A 15986-nucleotide genomic window follows, 5' to 3' on the forward strand; every position below is an offset into this window, starting at 1 on the left:
GGGTGTCCCTCGGATATGACGCGCTGGCCTTCCGCCATCCGGCGAGAGGCTTGACGGTGTTCTCTGCTGTCGAAGTGGCTACCGATCCCGGCGACATCTCCAAGGGGCCCGAGTATCACATCAGCATCAGTCGCGACGGGAAGCGCTGCAGCGCTGCTGACGCGCGGCAGGTGATCGCTGATTTCGACATGGATGGCGCGGAGGAAGACAACCATGTGCCCAACGGCATCGTCCGCAACTGGTGGCGCCCCGTCGCTGAGCATCTGGTCGGCATCGAATGCCACTGCAAAGAGAGCGAGCCCAAGATGGTCGAGGACAAAGGCGATTACATCTGGCGCGGTGTACCGGGAGGCGGCAGCCATGGGTAAGTTCTACGGACACATCCATCTGGACGTGCGCGGTGCGCTGAAGAACATGACGAGGCGAGAGCTGGCTGCGATGTTCACCGAGTCCAGCACCGGCAGGAAGCTCAACGCCGATGAAGCGAAGGACGTGCTGTTGAATCACCTCGAGGCGGGCCACAAGGTCATCCCGCTCGGCCCCGCCTGCGAGGGCTTCGACTACTCCGGCGGCGGTTGCCCTGGCCACGAGGAGCCGAGCGATGACTGACAACGCGCCTCTGGTCCTGGACCCATGCTGTGGCGGCCGCATGATGTGGTTTGACCCCAGCGACCAGCGATGCCTATTCGGCGATCTTCGGCACGAAACAATCACGGTAGTTGATCGGACGCATCACACACACGGTACCCGCGTCCTGTCGATTCACCCTGACTGCCTGTTGGACTTCCGCGCTCTGCCATTCGCTGACAACACATTCCCGCTGGTGGTGTTCGATCCGCCGCACTTGGTGCGTGCTGGCCGAGAGAGTTGGTTGGCAGCCAAGTACGGGAAGCTCGGCAAGGACTGGCGTGCAGACCTGCGCGCGGGCTTTGCGGAATGCTTCCGCGTGCTCCGCCCCGAGGGCGTTCTGATCTTCAAATGGTCCGAAGTCCAGGTGGCCACGCGGGACGTGCTGGCGCTGACCGATGCAATTCCTCTTTTCGGACACCCATCCGGCAAGCGCGCCGGCACGCACTGGATCTGCTTTATGAAGGAACCTGCCAATGGCTGACGGCTCCCGCTCGCCCGACATTCGCGTCACGCGGACCAAGACACGAACCCGGCCTGCCCTCATCGGCGACCTGTTCTGCGGTGCTGGTGGCCTGTCGAATGGCGCCAAGCGCGCCATGCGACAGCTCAATCGCCCGGTGAAGCTTATCGGCGTGAATCACTGGCCGGTCGCCATCGAGACGAACCGCCGCAACCATCGGGAGGATGCTGACCGCATCCACTGCGCGGATCTGGAATCCGCCCTGCCGCTCTCGCTGGTGCCCGAGGGGCGCCTCGACCTGCTCATCGCTGCGCCCTCATGCGTGTTCCACAGCAGGGCCCGCGGCGGCCGTCCTGTGCACGATCAGCAGCGCATGGATCCATGGCACGTGGTCCGCTGGTGCACCGAGCTGCGTGTCGCGCGCATCCTGGTGGAGAACGTGCCGGAGTTCATGGACTGGGGCCCGTGCAGCCTGGTTACCGGCCGGCCCATCCCGAGCCGCAAGGGCGAATACTTCCGCGCTTGGGTAGCGGCGCTGGAAGCGGTGGGCTTCAAGGTCGACTGGAAGGTGGTCTGCTGCGCCGACTATGGCGACCCGACCACCCGCCGTCGCTTCTTCCTGATCGGTCGGAGCGACGGGAAACGCCTGACGTGGCCCGAGTTCACTCACGACCGCGTGGGCGGTACCGACCTGTTCGGTACCCGCCAGCGGTGGCGCGGTGCACGTGAGGTTATCGACTGGACCATGACCGGCAAGAGCATCTTCCACCGTAAGAAGGCGCTGAAGCCGAATACCCTTCGCCGCATCCTCGCGGGCTCCGTGAAGTACAACTGGCCCCAGCCCTACGTCGACGCCGTGCAGGCGCTCCTCGACGGCAGGCAGCCGCGCCTGGTGTTCACCCGGCAAGAGGCCGCCGACCTGGGCTTGATCCACGCCGACTCGATGCTGCTGAACCTGCGCGGCACCAGCGAGCAACACCTGCAGTCCGCATCCCGGTCCACGGACGAGCCCGTGCCGACCCTCACGGCCGGCGGTACGCATGTGGGGCTGGTGCTGGCGACCAGCAGCGGCGGCGTAGCCCGCGACCTGGACCAGCCGTTGCCGACCATCACAACCGGCGGTGCGGGCAGCCAGCGCCCCGGCTGTGCCCGGCCGCAACTGGTGGAACCCATCATCGTCCCGACTTCGAACACCAGCAGCGCGGGCGTGCCCCGCTCGGTGGCCGAGCCGATCCGCACGGTGACCACCGCCAAGGGCGGCGACCAGGCGGTGGCCATGCCGCTGGTGGCGCCGTACTACGGTGGCGGATCGGGGCTCACCACGTCCTCGATCGCCGAGCCCGTGCCGGCGGTAACGACCAAGGCACGGTTCGGCTTGGCTGAGCCGGTGCTGATGCGCGCAGGTCACGGGGACAGCGATGGCCGCGATCCTGCCAGCAGGATCCTTGACGCCAGTGATCCGGTACCGGCGCTCACTGGCTCCAACGAGGTCGCGCTCGCGGAACCCATCGTGATGCGCGGCAACGTTGGTGCGGGCCGGACACGGGACATGAGGGCCGTCAGCGAACCGCTGGCGACGATCACCACGTCGGAGTCGCTGGCACTGGCGGAGCCGTTCGCCCTGCCTGTCACGCATCACGGCGATGTCCGGACGCATGGCATGGACGAACCGTTGCCCACCATCACCGGCGCCAACCGTGGTGAGCTGGGGTTGGCACGGCCGGCCGCCGAGCTGGCCGATGAGGTGGTGATCGACATCAACTACCGGATGTTGCACTGGCGCGAACTGGCCCGTGCCACGTCGTTCGATGACGAAGGCGAGGTCTACGACTTCGCCGGTACCGCCACCGAGATCACCAAGCAGATCGGCAACGCGGTACCGAACCGCACGGCGAAGGCCCTGGTGATGAGCTTGATGAGGGATGCGGCATGAAGTGCGACAACGAACAGGGCCCACCAGTCATTTCTGCGGTGGTGTTCGAGGGCATTACGGTGATGGGCTCCGACGGCCGACCTGCATCGTTGGCGGTGGTGGACGCAGATGGTCGGGTGCTGGCTGCAGGCCCGGAGGTGGCGAAGGCAGCGTGGGAAGCGTCGGTACTGGCCTACCGAAACTTCCTGATCGGCGAGGGCCATATGCGGGTGCTGCAGAAGCCGGGTGCGAAGAAGTGACCCGGCAGCAGGAGTATATTTCAGCGATCTTTAGGGCAGCCAAGGCTGACGAAGCCGACTTTGGGGTTCAGCTGGGACATGGAATCGCGGGACTCTGGGGGCCTGGGCCCCTGCCGGCATGGCAGGGGGTCCTGGGGGCCGGGGCCTGAAAGGGCGCCAGTATACCGGGGTTCGGGGCGGGGCCCTGAATCGCTGCTCCCGCCGGCGGACCCTGGCCCGTGAAGGGTCAGTACCCGGTCACGTCCAGCACCACCGCGACCGCCCGGTCTCAGCCAGCGGCTGATTCAATGGGCAGCGCTTCTTCCACCTCGATCGCCTCGAACCGGTACAGCGCGCCAAACTTCAAGGCGTACGCATCCAGCGGCGATACCGGGATCACCATCTGCGGAAGAAGGTTGTCGCCCTCCGGCCGGAAATGCAGATTGACCACCCCCGACTGCTCCACAGCGCGGGTCAGCAGGACGAGACGTGCGTTGAACTTCATGTTGGATCTCCAAAAAAAATGGGCCGCATCCACCGGCGGCCCGAACGGTTTTCATGCAAGGCACTCACCGCGACGGGCAGGCGCGCGGTTCACCACACGCCCATGCGCACACGCAGGCGTCCGGCTTCGTCATAGACCCGCCAGTTGCCATCGCTGTACTCGGTGCGGCGCCCGCCACCGGGCGCACTGACACTGAACGCATCCGCCACCACATCGAAACGCGAGACCTGGCCACTGGACGCCAGCTGCACGCCGCCTACCCGGCCGTCGGCACGAACGTTCACCGACCATTGCGCGGAAGACTCGGTGCCTCCGGCCGACCAGGTGGGGGGGACGGTGGCCGACGCATCCACCTGGCTCAGCATTGGGCGGAACATCCAGAAGTACGGCGTGTCTCCACCGGTACCGATCACGATCACGCGGAAGCGAGCGAAGGACGCTGTGGCGGGCGCTTTGGTGATCAGGAACGTCCGCGTCAAGCGGTCGAGCGTGATCGGCGTTCCGGTATCGCTCCTCACGCCAGGGCTGTGCACCAGCCCCAGATGGTTGCCGGCCGCATCGAAGAACGTCATCTCCAGCTTGGCTTCCACGCGATGAGTGTTGATCCAGGCGGACGCGCAATAGGTCTTGCCGCCCTCGATGGCGATGTCGTACTCGGTTCCCCACCACGCCATTTCGCCTGCCGCGACGACGCCGGGTGTCACCGCGCCCAGTCCGAATATCCCCTTCGGATGCCAGCTGTCATTGCCGGTGGGGTTGCCCAGCTCGGACCAGCGGGCGTTCGGGTTGCTTCCCCACCCCCACCCCGAGCGCTGCCAGAAGGGGAATGTGGTGTTCATCAGCAGGTTGCCGCCTGCGCCGAGGTTCTTGACCTGCGCCTGCATGCTGGTCACCACGGCAGCGTCCGCCTTGCCGCCCAGTGAGGCCTGCACGCCGTCGACCCGCCCGGACAGTGCGGTCAGCTGCGTACCCTGCTGGCTGACCTGGCTCTTCAGCTGCGAGAAGCCGCTGGCCGAGACGTCGCCCACCTGGGTCTTGAGCTGGGTCAGGTCACGCGCCGTGGTGTCCAGCTTGCTGCCCTGCTGGCCTACCGAGGTGCTCAGCCCACTGATGGCCGAGGCATTGGCATCGTTGGCCACCTGGTCGGTGATGTCATAGACCTGGACGCTGTCCACCCGTACCTGGCCGTTGTCGGGGTGAGCATAGATGTTCAAACGCCAGGCATCGATGCCGCTGTTGAAGGCATCGAAGTCGAACGATCGGGTCTCGAACGCCTCTACTGCGAACACCGCACGCAGATCCTGGTAGGACTGCTGGCCGGCCGCATTCTTGCGATAGATCCGCACCAGCAGATTGTTGGCACCGCCGGCACCGCAGGCGCGGACGATCACCCGCAGGCGGCGCGCGCCGTTGATCGGCACCCATTTGCCACCATTGGCCTGCAGGGTCGGATTCACGTTCGTGTAGCGGTTGAGCAGCACACCTGGGCGTCCATCACCGTTGACCGTGCTCCACACCGCGCCATTGGCGGCCGCCGATGCCGTCCAGCCACCCAGCCCTTCGGCGAAGTCGGGATTGGGCAGCAGGCCGCTGCCGGTGTTGAGTACGCCCTTCAGCCCACTGGACAGGTCGGTGATCTGCTGAGCCTGCGCATCGACCTTCGTCCCCTGCTGATCAACCTTGGTGGTCAGCGCGGTCACTGCAGTGGCCGTTGCAGCGGCGCTCTGCTGCGCGGCGTAGGCGTCGGTGACATCGATCATGCGGATGTCGTCCACCTGCACGCGCACGCCCACTTCGCGCGCACCGCTTCCTCCCGGGATGCTGACCAGCATCCGCCACTTCGCCGCAGACGCGGCGGTATTCATGTAGCCGCTGACCTTGGTCCAGCCGTCCTTGCGCAGGGAGGCCAGTGCGTAAGCCTGCAAGGGCCACGAATTCTCCGCGTTGGCTTCGTTCGTGGTCTGCCAGCCCACCCGGATCGAGCCACTGGTCGGCTGGATGCTGTCTGGATGCAGGCGTGCGTAGTACTCCACGTAGATGCGGCGATTGCCGGTGATGGGGGTCCACTGGCCGAAGTACATGTCCGCATTGGTGTTGGGGCTGGTGTTGGCCGCAACGTTCACATCCAGACCACGCTCACCGGTCCGGCGAGCATCGGCGCGGGCGGTGTAGATCGTGCCCGCCGCACTGCCCAGCAGCTGGCCGTCCTGGAACGTTTCGAACCCACCCAGCGGGAACAGGCTGTCGCTGCCATTGAGGACCGATTGCACGTCCGACTGCAGCTTGACCACATTGGACGCACTACTGGTGACACGATCGCCAAGCTGCACCACGTCGCTGCGCAGGTTGGCGATGGCCGTCGCGTTGCCGGCGATGTCCTGCGCATCGGTGATGTCGTAGAGCTCGACCCGGTCGAACAGCACCTTGCCGCCCGCGTTGGTCAGATGCACCTGCGGCATGATCTCGTTGCGATCCTGCGCGGCAGACCATTCGGCCGTGTAGGTTTTCCAGGCTGCATCGGACAGGTTCAGCGTCACGTCGGCATGGCTTTCGCCCCCTCCGCTGGTCCGCACGCGCAGCCGGCAGACCAGGGTGGCCGTCGCATTGTCGAAGGCGCGGGCGATCATCACCAGGCGGTACCGCCGCGACCTGCCGGCAACCACCGGCAACCACCGCGCATCATTGGCCGTGATGAAGGGGTTCTGCCCGGCCTGGGGACCATGCGTCATCAACAGTGCGTCACCACTCTGGCCCGATGCCTTCACCCACTCCACGGTGTTGGCCGACACGGTGCGGGTCAACGTCCACCAGGCGGCACTGCCAGCGAAGGAGCTGTTGCGCAGCACGTTGTCGCTGCTGGTCACCGAGGTCTCCACACGCGCGGCCAGGCTGGTCAGGCTGTCGGCGGCGGACACCAGGTCGGTACCGAGCTTGCTGACGTCGGTGCGCAGCCCGGTCAATGCTTCCGCATTGCTCCGCGCCGCGCGATCGAGCATCGACGAATCCTGCGTTCCGGTCGGCACGCCATTCAGCACGGCGACGGTCATTTCCACCCACATGCCGGTACGGCCGGTCTCCGGCAAGGGCGACAGGATCTGCCTGCCACCGCCGGCCCCGCTCCTGCGCCGCCCGATCATCACCAGCATCCGCGACCCCGACAGGGCCGCCAGGTTCTCCTGTGACAGGCCCGCATCCAACAGGCGGGTGCGCAGGCCGCCGGTGTCAGCGTTGCTGGCGCTGCTGATCGCCCCGACTGCGTCGGATGTGTAGGCAATGAAGTACTGGTTGTCCTTCAGCGTCTGGTCGTACCAGGTGTTGAAACGGGCCGACTCGCTCTGCAGGTTGCCATGGGTATCGAACACCGCCGTATCGGTGATGCTGTTGTCCGCATTAATGATGCCGACCCGTAGCCCCCGGTTGGCGCCCATGCCCGGCACGATACTGCCATTGGCGCGGTATACACCCGATGCGCGGGGGCCACCTGTAGGCGAGGAAGCGATATGTGCGTTGGCGATGATGTTGTAAGCCACCATGTTGCCAATGCCCGAGGCCAGCCGCGTGACGTTCTCAGCGGCACTGGCCAGCTTGCCATCGATCTGTTCCACCTTGGTCGACAGGCCGCTGACCGCCGCAGCGTTCGCGTCGACATCGGTTACATCCTCCACCCACAGATCGTCCAGCCACAACGTGCCGGCCGTGCCATTGCGATTGATCGTGACCTTGATGCCCTGCACCGTTCCCGTGGGCGGCAACGTCACAAAGGTCTCGGTCTTGACCCAGTCGGCCGATTTCGGGAACGACTGCGTTGCGCCGCCCATCAGGTTGCCGTTGTGGTCGGCGACGCGCAGCTTGGTGTTGTCGGCGGTGCCGTCGAAGTCCTCGCTGGTCCGCGTCCAGCACGACACGCGATAGCGACGGCCGGCGGTCAGGGTGATGACGCGCCCCTCATTGACTGCGGCGCTGACCACCGTATTGCTTCCCGCTGCGTAGGGCTCCGCCTTCCAGCACAGGCTGTTGCCGCGCCCCTCGCGCACCACCGATGCTGCGGTGGTGTTGAAGAACGTCCAGCCGGTGCCAGCGCCCAGGTTGAAGTCGCCATTGAGCGCGAGGTTGCTGCCCGCGCCCATCACCGCTTCCATGCGACTCTTCAGTTGCACCAGATCCTGGCTGCTGCTGGTAACCCTGCCATCGAGCTGCCCGACTTCGGTCTTCAACGCATTGAAGGCGCTGGATCCGATCTTGTCCCCCATCGTGGCATCGAGGCTGTCCACGCGCCGCCCCAGTGCCGTGTCAGCGGTCACCATCGCCTGCTGCAGGCTGCTGACACTGGCACTGGTGGCCAGCGCGCCGGTGCCTGCCGGCATGCGTGCCTGGAGTGCCTGGATCGACTGCGCGTTGACCTGGTCACCACTCAACCGTGCGGTCTTCTCCGCCGCAATCAGGCCCTGGCTGACCCCCGCCAGGTCACCGCCCTCGTAGCTGCCCCGCATCTGCACGGCCAGCGATTCGCGCCGGCCCGCTTCGCTGCTGTCTGCCGCGACGCGTGCAGTGGCTTCGTCCTGCAGCATGGCCACCGACGCACCCGGCGTCGGGCGACCGATCGCCACCCAGTCCAGCAGGAAGTAGTGGGCGTCGGTCTGCGCCTTGGACAGGTCCAGGCGGATCTGGTCGACGACGGTCCCGTTCCACGGAATGTTGTCCACATCCAGCGTCGCGATGCCGTTGCTGTCATAGCTTGGCTCCGCGAACTGCACCATGCGTGCGTTGTCCCACGACTGGCCGGGACCGTTCCACAGCAGGCGCCCGTCCCAGGCAGGACTGCCCACCTTGCGGATGCGCAGCTTGACGAAGCGATGCGCCGCGCCTTGGACATCCTGGCCGCGCGGGCTCGTCACGAAGGCATCGCTGGCATGGTTGGCCGGGCGCAGCCAGCCCTCCACCAGCGTTGGACTGCCACCGTTTGCCCCCCACCCTTCGACGCTGCTGTCGAAGTACCAGATGCGCTTGCTGTCGAACTGCACGCCACTGCCCGCCGACAGCTGGCTTACCATGCGGGTGAGGTTCTCCACATCCGACCGGCGTTCGCTGGTTTCGCGGGTCACCGCTGTACTCAGCTCGGTGCGGGTATTCAGGTCGCCGGCGGCACGATCCAGCACTTCGCGTGCCAGGCCATCGGTGTTGGCCTTGAGCGCCTGCGCCTGCTGGTCCAGCCGTTCGGCCTGGCCGGCAAGCCGTTGGGCGCTGGCGGTGATCTGATCCTGCAGGCGCAGCGATTCGCTACGCAGCGCCTCGGCGGCACGGGTGGCGGCGGCCAGGTCGCTGTCGATGCGGGCGTTGATTTCCTTGCCCAGGTCCTGCTTGACCGATTCAACCACACCGCCGATTCCCTCCAGCGCCTGCCCGGTATTGCGCCCCAGCGAGCGCCGCAGGTAGCGGGCACCGACGGACAGCACGCCAGCGGTGTTGCGACTGCGGCAGGCAAACGTCCAGCTGCCCGCCGCTGGCAGTACGGCTTCGATTGCGGAGGTGAAGAAGCCACCGGCATCGCCCAGCGGGGTCATGTGCTCCCACAGCGGATTGTCGATGCTGCCGGCGGTATAGCGGATCTCCACGCCAGCGAAATCAGCCGACTGCACGGTGTCGCTGGAGAAGCCCCACACATAGCGGCGCACGCCACCGCTGAGCTCTTCGATGTCGAACAGATCGACCAGCACCGGCGGCGCATCAGCGCCCAGCGTGGTGTACTGGGTAGACACGGCAACGCCGGCACGGCCATCGGGGCTGTATGGACGAACGACCACCGGATAGGTGCCCGCTCCGGGAATCGCCCAGCTCGCCGACCGCGTGCTGGTGCGTGCCACTTCCTCCAGCGCAGCATTGCCGTCTGGATCGGACAGGACCCGCGTTTCGCCGGCCGGGCCACTGATATCGAAGCTGGCCTGCAGTTCGGTGTGCATGCTGCCACCGCGGCTGACCTGGCGCTCGACCACCTTCAGATTGCTGGCCACCGGCCGGGTCTGCAGCGAGGATTCATTCGACGGCGGCACATATTGGCCGGTCCGCACGTAGTGCCAGAACTCGGGCCCCTCCTGCACCACCTCCACGGCAGCGCCCTTCAGGTCGCCCTCCGGGCGTATGCCGGTCACCCGCACGCGGGTACCCGGCGTCTGCTTGAAGTCGTAGATCCAGATCGTGTCGTGTGCAGGATTGCCGTCGTCGTGGCCCGGCAGCGGTGCATCTGCCGGCCACGGATCGGCCAGCACCAGCCTGTCACTCGGCTCCGTGCCCGGAACCACGCGCAGTACGCGGTAGACACGCTCGCCCGGAATGCGCAGGCCGATGAACGCACTGCCCAGCGAGGGTGCCGGGACCGTCTCGTCCAGTTGCAGCGTGGCAACGCCTGCAGCGTCGACCGCGGCACCGATCAGGCGGCCACCGAAGCCCCACTGGGTCAGGTCGTGCTGCAACGCCAGCACCGACAACCGCGAGTAGGCCAGGTGCTCGATGTCGGTGCTGTAGCTGATCGACTTGTACTGATAGACGCTCTGCGCCAGATGCCAACGCGCCAGCATCGCGGCATGGGCTTCGGAACTGACGCCCTCACCGGTGATCTTGGCCGGATTGAGCATCACCTCCACGCCCGGTGCCGGCACGCGCAGCGTCGCCGCCTTCCAGGTTCGGCGGTCCAGGTAGCTGTACTCGATGCCGTCGGCAGCGTTGGCCAGGGTGTAGTCAACCTGGAACTGGCCCTTCTTGATCGTGGCCATGTTGACCACGCCGGAAAGGGGTTGCTCGTCGGCCGCCCAGGCCACGCCCAGCCGGCCCTTGGCCCAGGTCACCTGGCCGAAGCCGGCCAGCGCGATGGCGTCGAGCACGGCCTGGTGGCTGCGCACCTCGGTGAGCCAGTAGTCGTAGCCCAGCGCGTTGTCCGCGCAGTGCAGCATGAAGGCTTTCAGGCTTTCAATGTCGATGCGCCGGTCGGCCATGCCCAGGCCGGCGATACGCTTGCCGTTCTCATCATGGATGCCACGCGCATAGGCCAGGATCTGCGCGCCGGGGTTGCTGGTTTCCTCGGTCACCCAACCGGCCGCATCGCCCTTCCACACCGGAATCGGTCGCGCATGGGCCACGCAGCGGATCTCATCCGGGGTGCCATTGAGCTGGCCGGACGCCTTCATCTGCAGCCCGATGGCAGGAATGCCGGCATGGCTGGCGTCGTCGCGCTGCACGCTGACCAGCGTGGTCCAGGTGAAATTCGCCTGCGCGCCACTGCCATCGGTGTTCTGCCCTGCCACGCGTACGCGCACGTCGTACTGGCCCAGCTCCACGTCGCGACCGTAGCTGACGCGGCGCGCCTTCTGCGTGCGTCCCACGACGCTGTAATTGCCGAACGACTGCCATGCATCGGAGCCGACCGGCCGGTACTGGATCTGGATCTGCTCGCGGTTGTCCTTGTCCTTGCCCTTGGACGTGGTATCCCACAGCCGGAACTCGATGTTCACCTGCAGGCGCAGAGTGTCAGCGGAGCTGGTGCGTTCCACCCACGGGCTGGCCATGTGCTTGGCATCGCTACCGGTATCGAGCAGCTGTGCACCTTCAATCACATCGGCGTTGCTGTACAGCGGAATCGCTTCGTCGGGCATCTGCGGGAAGCCGCGGAACCAGGTGCGCACGCCCTCGTAGCTGGACAGCGCCGAATCACCGTTCTGCAAGGCCTCTACACGGCCAACGTTGATGCCCGGGCTGAGGGTCAGGCCGACATACTGCTCATCGCCCTCGAACCAGGTATAGGGGCGGCTGATCAGGTCCGGCGCGAGGCGAGTGGAACCGAACAGCAGGCCCAGCGGTTCATAGGCGCGCACACGGTTGCGCGGCGCTGCCAGGGAGTACGCAGTGTCGGCGACACCGCCACCACCCCCTGCACGGGGAGGCTTCGGGCCCAGCACCTTGTTGATCAGCACGCTGCCGGCCACGTAGACCGCCGACGCCAGCGCAGTACCGTAGGTGGCGCTGAGCCCCGCGACGGCGCCCGCGCCCCAGGCGGAACCGGCCACCAGCGTGCCGATGCCGAAGGTGAAATAGGTCAGCGCGATCATCGCCACCAGCGGAATCACTGCCTTGCCCACCACGCTGCGCACTTCAATAAGCTGGCCATGGCGCGGTCGTACCTGCATCCACTGCTCGCGCGGCACCTCCAGCCCGTCCACGCAGACCTGCCATGCGCGGCCATCGAGCCCGTCCACATGGCGCATGAGGAACGCGTACAGGCTTTCACCCGGGCGCAGGTCGACCGGCACGTTGCGTTGGCCATCCAGCAGCACCGGGTGCGGGGTGATGATGAGGCGGCCGTCGACCGCCGGTTGTGGTGTCAATTCCATGCGTAGTATCCCTCGATCCTCAGCCCAAATCCGGGCAGGTCACGAACGCGGTGCAGCACGCTGCAGCCGTTCGTTTCGTTGCTGTGCAAGACCCAGCCCTCATGGGCCAGGAAAAAGAAAACCCCGGCGTGGCCGGGGTTGTGTTGTCCGCGTTCGATCATCAGTACCAGGTCGCCGTCCTGTGGAGGGCCCTCGCGGGGTACCGCCTGCGCACGCGACAATGCGCCCAGCTCGGCCGAGCCGCGCCGCCCGCGCGGCCGGCGTCCGGGCAGTGCCACTTCACGGGCGAACAGCGCCCGCTGCACCTGCATCACCAGGTCGGCGCAGTCGTACGCCGCTTCGTCATAGGGGATGCCCACCCATCGCTCGACGTCGACCAGGCGCATCAGAAGATTCCCGGCAACGTGAATGGATTGGCATGCAGCAGCACGGCCTGCTGGCGCATCAGGAAGTCGACACCACACTGGGCACTGACCGTGCGCGTGTTGACCGACACCTGGGTCATCGGCAGGTCGTACTCGGCCTCGATGGCATCCGGATCGGCGCGATCAGTCAGCATCAACCGTGCGGTCACCATCTCTCCGGGGGCCAGCCCTTCCAGGTCCTCGGTGAGTGCGCGGCCGATGTTGTCGATCACCAGCTGCGCGCGCGGTGCCTGTCCACTGACATCGTCGGGAAGCTGGAAGCCGAACGGTGCGGCAATGAACTCCCTGCCGTTGCTGGTCCAGTTGACGTTGTCGTTGACGATCCGCAGCACCTCCGGCATCGACGGTGCCGACACTTCCAGCAGCATCAGCGGTCCCTGGGTGTCGGCCAGGCGCTGGCGGCGCTCATGGAACGAACTCATCGCATGTACTCCAGTACAAGATCACGCTTGGAGAAACGGAACCGGGTGTTCAGTGGCACCAGGCGGCCGATGCCCTGCGGGAAGCGGGCACTGATCGGCTGCCCGGTCCGCGGGTGCTCCATCGTGAACCAGCCGACGCGACCGACATCGTGCAGGTACCACTCTTCGAATGCCTCGGCGTCAGCCGCGGTGCGGAACTGCACCGAGGCGTATACGTTCTTCATCACCCGGCTGTTGAGCGCGCGCATCTTGCTGGGGCCGCGCTCCATCTCGGTCCGCTCTTCCGAGGCAACGATCTCCTCGCCGTAATCCGCAAAGCGGATTTCTGCATACTCTGGCCAACTGCTCATCCCACTGCCTCCGTCCATCCGTATCGGGCCCGTCCAATGGCGCCCAGCTCACCACCGTTGAGGCTGTCGCCCACGATGTCGATCACCAGTCGCCGCACTTCGCTGCCATCGGGCATGCGCTGCCGCTCTTCCCGGGTATTGACCCGGCTTTCGCCGTAGTTGTTGATTTCCACATTCATCCCACCCTCGCCGGCGTGGGCGATCGGCACCTGCACATAGCCCCCGCTGTCACCACCGGACAGGCCATTGCCGGTTCGCAGCGAAGCGCGCAGGGCAAAGAATGCCGATGGGCCGCCGAGCGCGGCCATGTCTTCCTGGCTGAGCACGCCCTCGCCTTTGTGGACGATGCCGGCCGGCTCGTACTTGCCCCCCGGGCCGGTGTAGCCGCCGATGGAAAAGCCGGTGATCTTCGGCCCGAACATCTGCCCGATCGAACTGATCAGCCCACTGACCATCTGTTTGGCTGCCACGCGCGCCAGATCGGCGATGATCGAGTCGGCGAGGTCGGAGAAGGACAGCTTTCCGGTCTGGGCAAACTTGACCAGACTGTCTTCCAACCCGCCCAGTGCATTGCTGAAGACGCCGTGGCTCAACTCGGCGGCATTGGCTGCGGCATCGGCATAGTCCTCGAACGCCCGCATCGCGCCGTTCTTCCAATCGGACTGGTATGCCTTCTTGTTTTCCTGGAACTCGGCCTCGCGTTGCAGTGACTGTTCATGGAATGCATCGAGCTCGGCCAGCTGGGCCCTGTAGCGCTCCGACTCGATGACCTTGCCGTCTTCACCACGTGACTCGTCGTCCAGCGCACGCTTTCGATTGTCCCGGTCCTCATCCAGTGCGGAACGGCGCTGCATGCGATCCACGCTCGCTGCGCCATGGCCGATGGCGAACAGCTCCTGGTCGTGTCCGCGCTGCTGTGCCTGCGCCGCCTGTTGGAGCTCCCGCTGCAGCTTGAACAGGTCCTGCTGGGCTTTCTTCGACGCTTCAGCGGCCGCCGCCTCCTTGGCCAGGGCCACCGCGGCGTCCAGCGAGGCCTTCACCCGCAGTTGTTTCTGCTCGCCGAGCTTCTTCTCGGCATGCTCCATCTCGTCAAGGAGGGTGACCTGCAGCTTTTCCGCCTCTGTCATCCCCTCCTTCAGCTTCTGGCGCACCCGGTCCTGGGCGATCTGCTTCTCGATGCGATCCATCAGCCCGGCGTACGCATCAGCCTGCTCGTTCAGGCCCCTGACCGACTGCTGGGCGGCCTGCTGCTGTTCGCGGAACTGGGCCTTGCGTTCGATGTCGGCCTTCTTGCGCGCGGCGTCCCTGTTGAACTCGGCACGCTGGGCCGGGTCCATCTTGTCCGGGCCACCTCTGGCGTTGATCTCCGCGCCGCGTTCGGCCATCCAGGCGGCATATTCGCCACGGGTCAGCCGGATCCACTCGACTTCGTCCCGCCACGCTTCTCCGCGCATGGCGCCCAGCATGCCGTTGAAGGCATCGGTTGCCTTCAATGCGTTCCATTCCGTCGCACCCAGAGACGCGATGAGCTGGTCAAGCGTCTGGTTGTCCACGTTCTGGATGGCCGTGGCAATCGCATTGAACAACTTCTCGTCAAGGGAGCCCCGGATCGTTTCTTTCAGGCCCCGGAACTTCTCCTGGACCGGCGCGACCTCCGCCTGGAACGCTTCCAGGTTCGCCCTGGCCTTCTCCAGCTCAGCGTAATCCGAGGCCGCACTCAGGCCCGCACCTTCGCGTCCCGATCGCTGGCCATTACTCACTCGACCTTCCCAATGGACGACCGAGCCCTGCAACGCCTTCTCGCGCGCCTCCAGCTCGCGCAGCGCCTTGGCCTGCTCATGCAGCGTGGCGACCGCCTGCTCCAGGGGCAGCGTGCCCGCCCCCATGCCGAGGCCGGCCTGGTCCATCGAGAACGACATCTGCTGCAGCGACTGCATCTGCTCCTTGTACTCGGCGCGCGCACGTTCGGACGCCTTGACCATGTCCACGTACGCTTCGCCCAGCTTCTGCACCGACGCGATGGCGATGCCCCATGGGCCACCGGCGGCCGTCAGCAGGCCGCTGCCCAGCTCCTTCAAGCCGCTGCCGAGCACATCGCCGCCGACGTTGGCCTTTGCCTTTGTCCCGGCCTTGCCCGTTGCGCCCTCCGGTGCCGCATGCACGCGCGCCAGCGCGGCGGCCGTCCGCTCGGCCTCCGCGCGCAGTGTCTTGAGATTCTGCGTCGCCAGGCGACTGGCCTCCGCCATTGCGGTACGGAAGCCCGTCGTATTGACCCGCAGTACTACGTCTAGATTCTGGTTAGTGGACGCCATACGCGTTCCTCCAAGAATGATGAGGGGCCCCGCAGGGCCCCAGGTTCGATTGCATGCCACACATCGGAGAAGCACTGCCCTGCCCCGCCCGGAATCACGCCGCAGCGTTGCGTCGCGATGCGCTGCCGAACAGTTCAAGCAGCTGCTGCGAGCGCTCCTTTGCCGCCTTCTCGGGCGAAGTGCGGGGACGCACCAGCAGGAAGTCTTCGGCAGTGGTCGTATTGCCGTGCACCTGCGCCAGCACGCTGGTCAGCTGGGCGAGCATCCCCTGCAGGGGCTGGTCCAACGGCTCCAGGCGTGCGAACGCGTACATCTCCGAGAGCTGGCGGGAAGTCACTCCCGCCAGCAGGTGG

12 protein-coding genes are annotated in these 15986 nt (G+C 66.0%); 5 read left to right on the forward strand and 7 right to left on the reverse strand.

Features of this window, described 5'->3' with window-relative positions; translation table 11 throughout:
- Nucleotides 1-50: 50 nt before the first annotated feature.
- Genes ACXI0D_RS02195 through ACXI0D_RS02215 form a run of 5 tightly spaced genes read left to right on the forward strand, consistent with a single transcriptional unit; the run spans nt 51 to nt 3262 of the window.
- The gene (locus ACXI0D_RS02195) at nt 51-368 is read left to right on the forward strand and encodes a hypothetical protein (RefSeq protein ID WP_479642256.1); all 318 of its coding nucleotides are present in this window, start codon (nt 51-53) and stop codon (nt 366-368) included.
- Nucleotides 361-609, forward strand: coding sequence for a hypothetical protein (locus ACXI0D_RS02200; RefSeq protein WP_479642257.1), 249 nt, complete (start codon nt 361-363; stop codon nt 607-609). The genes ACXI0D_RS02195 and ACXI0D_RS02200 overlap by 8 nt, the downstream gene beginning before the upstream one ends.
- Nucleotides 602-1111 carry an SAM-dependent methyltransferase gene (locus ACXI0D_RS02205; RefSeq protein ID WP_479642258.1) on the forward strand — a complete coding sequence of 170 codons (510 nt, stop codon included), beginning with the start codon at nt 602-604 and terminating at the stop codon, nt 1109-1111. Before ACXI0D_RS02200 ends, ACXI0D_RS02205 begins: the two co-directional genes overlap by 8 nt.
- Nucleotides 1104-3023: a DNA cytosine methyltransferase gene (locus tag ACXI0D_RS02210; protein WP_479642259.1), complete on the forward strand. Its 1920-nt coding sequence runs from the start codon at nt 1104-1106 to the stop codon at nt 3021-3023. Before ACXI0D_RS02205 ends, ACXI0D_RS02210 begins: the two co-directional genes overlap by 8 nt.
- Complete coding sequence (locus tag ACXI0D_RS02215) at nt 3020-3262, forward strand: hypothetical protein (RefSeq protein WP_479642260.1); 243 nt, start codon at nt 3020-3022, stop codon at nt 3260-3262. The genes ACXI0D_RS02210 and ACXI0D_RS02215 overlap by 4 nt, the downstream gene beginning before the upstream one ends.
- Nucleotides 3263-3530: 268 nt before the next feature.
- Here ACXI0D_RS02215 and ACXI0D_RS02220 read toward each other — a convergent pair whose 3' ends face one another.
- The 7 genes from ACXI0D_RS02220 to ACXI0D_RS02250 form a co-directional block, all read right to left on the reverse strand.
- Entirely contained in the window at nt 3531-3746 is a 216-nt protein-coding gene (locus ACXI0D_RS02220) for a hypothetical protein (protein WP_049445590.1), read from the reverse strand.
- An 89-nt stretch (nt 3747-3835) separates the two neighbouring features.
- Nucleotides 3836-12124 carry a host specificity factor TipJ family phage tail protein gene (locus tag ACXI0D_RS02225; protein WP_479642261.1) on the reverse strand — a complete coding sequence of 2763 codons (8289 nt, stop codon included), beginning with the start codon at nt 12122-12124 and terminating at the stop codon, nt 3836-3838.
- Nucleotides 12115-12510, reverse strand: a complete 396-nt coding sequence (locus ACXI0D_RS02230; protein ID WP_049445594.1) for a hypothetical protein — start codon at nt 12508-12510, stop codon at nt 12115-12117. Before ACXI0D_RS02230 ends, ACXI0D_RS02225 begins: the two co-directional genes overlap by 10 nt.
- Entirely contained in the window at nt 12510-12971 is a 462-nt protein-coding gene (locus ACXI0D_RS02235; RefSeq protein ID WP_014037987.1) for a DUF1833 family protein, read from the reverse strand. The genes ACXI0D_RS02230 and ACXI0D_RS02235 overlap by 1 nt, the downstream gene beginning before the upstream one ends.
- The gene (locus ACXI0D_RS02240) at nt 12968-13321 is read right to left on the reverse strand and encodes a hypothetical protein (RefSeq protein WP_014037988.1); all 354 of its coding nucleotides are present in this window, start codon (nt 13319-13321) and stop codon (nt 12968-12970) included. Before ACXI0D_RS02240 ends, ACXI0D_RS02235 begins: the two co-directional genes overlap by 4 nt.
- A complete protein-coding gene (locus tag ACXI0D_RS02245) occupies nt 13318-15693 on the reverse strand; it encodes a phage tail tape measure protein (RefSeq protein ID WP_233490794.1) in 2376 nt (791 codons plus the stop codon). The genes ACXI0D_RS02240 and ACXI0D_RS02245 overlap by 4 nt, the downstream gene beginning before the upstream one ends.
- A 34-nt stretch (nt 15694-15727) precedes the next feature.
- Nucleotides 15728-15970, reverse strand: a complete 243-nt coding sequence (locus tag ACXI0D_RS02250; protein WP_233490795.1) for a phage tail assembly protein T — start codon at nt 15968-15970, stop codon at nt 15728-15730.
- Nucleotides 15971-15986 lie beyond the last annotated feature (16 nt).

It is taken from the genome of Stenotrophomonas sp. C9D9 (genome assembly GCF_056491205.1).

What these genes read in the sequence shown, in the direction of transcription:
- ACXI0D_RS02225 (WP_479642261.1), bottom strand. Translation starts at nt 12,124, where the DNA reads ATGGAATTGACACCACAACCGGCGGTCGACGGCCGCCTCATCATCACC.
- ACXI0D_RS02240 (WP_014037988.1), bottom strand. Translation starts at nt 13,321, where the DNA reads ATGAGCAGTTGGCCAGAGTATGCAGAAATCCGCTTTGCGGATTACGGC.
- ACXI0D_RS02200 (WP_479642257.1), top strand. Translation starts at nt 361, where the DNA reads ATGGGTAAGTTCTACGGACACATCCATCTGGACGTGCGCGGTGCGCTG.
- ACXI0D_RS02220 (WP_049445590.1), bottom strand. Translation starts at nt 3,746, where the DNA reads ATGAAGTTCAACGCACGTCTCGTCCTGCTGACCCGCGCTGTGGAGCAG.
- ACXI0D_RS02230 (WP_049445594.1), bottom strand. Translation starts at nt 12,510, where the DNA reads ATGCGCCTGGTCGACGTCGAGCGATGGGTGGGCATCCCCTATGACGAA.
- ACXI0D_RS02210 (WP_479642259.1), top strand. Translation starts at nt 1,104, where the DNA reads ATGGCTGACGGCTCCCGCTCGCCCGACATTCGCGTCACGCGGACCAAG.
- ACXI0D_RS02205 (WP_479642258.1), top strand. Translation starts at nt 602, where the DNA reads ATGACTGACAACGCGCCTCTGGTCCTGGACCCATGCTGTGGCGGCCGC.
- ACXI0D_RS02235 (WP_014037987.1), bottom strand. Translation starts at nt 12,971, where the DNA reads ATGAGTTCGTTCCATGAGCGCCGCCAGCGCCTGGCCGACACCCAGGGA.
- ACXI0D_RS02215 (WP_479642260.1), top strand. Translation starts at nt 3,020, where the DNA reads ATGAAGTGCGACAACGAACAGGGCCCACCAGTCATTTCTGCGGTGGTG.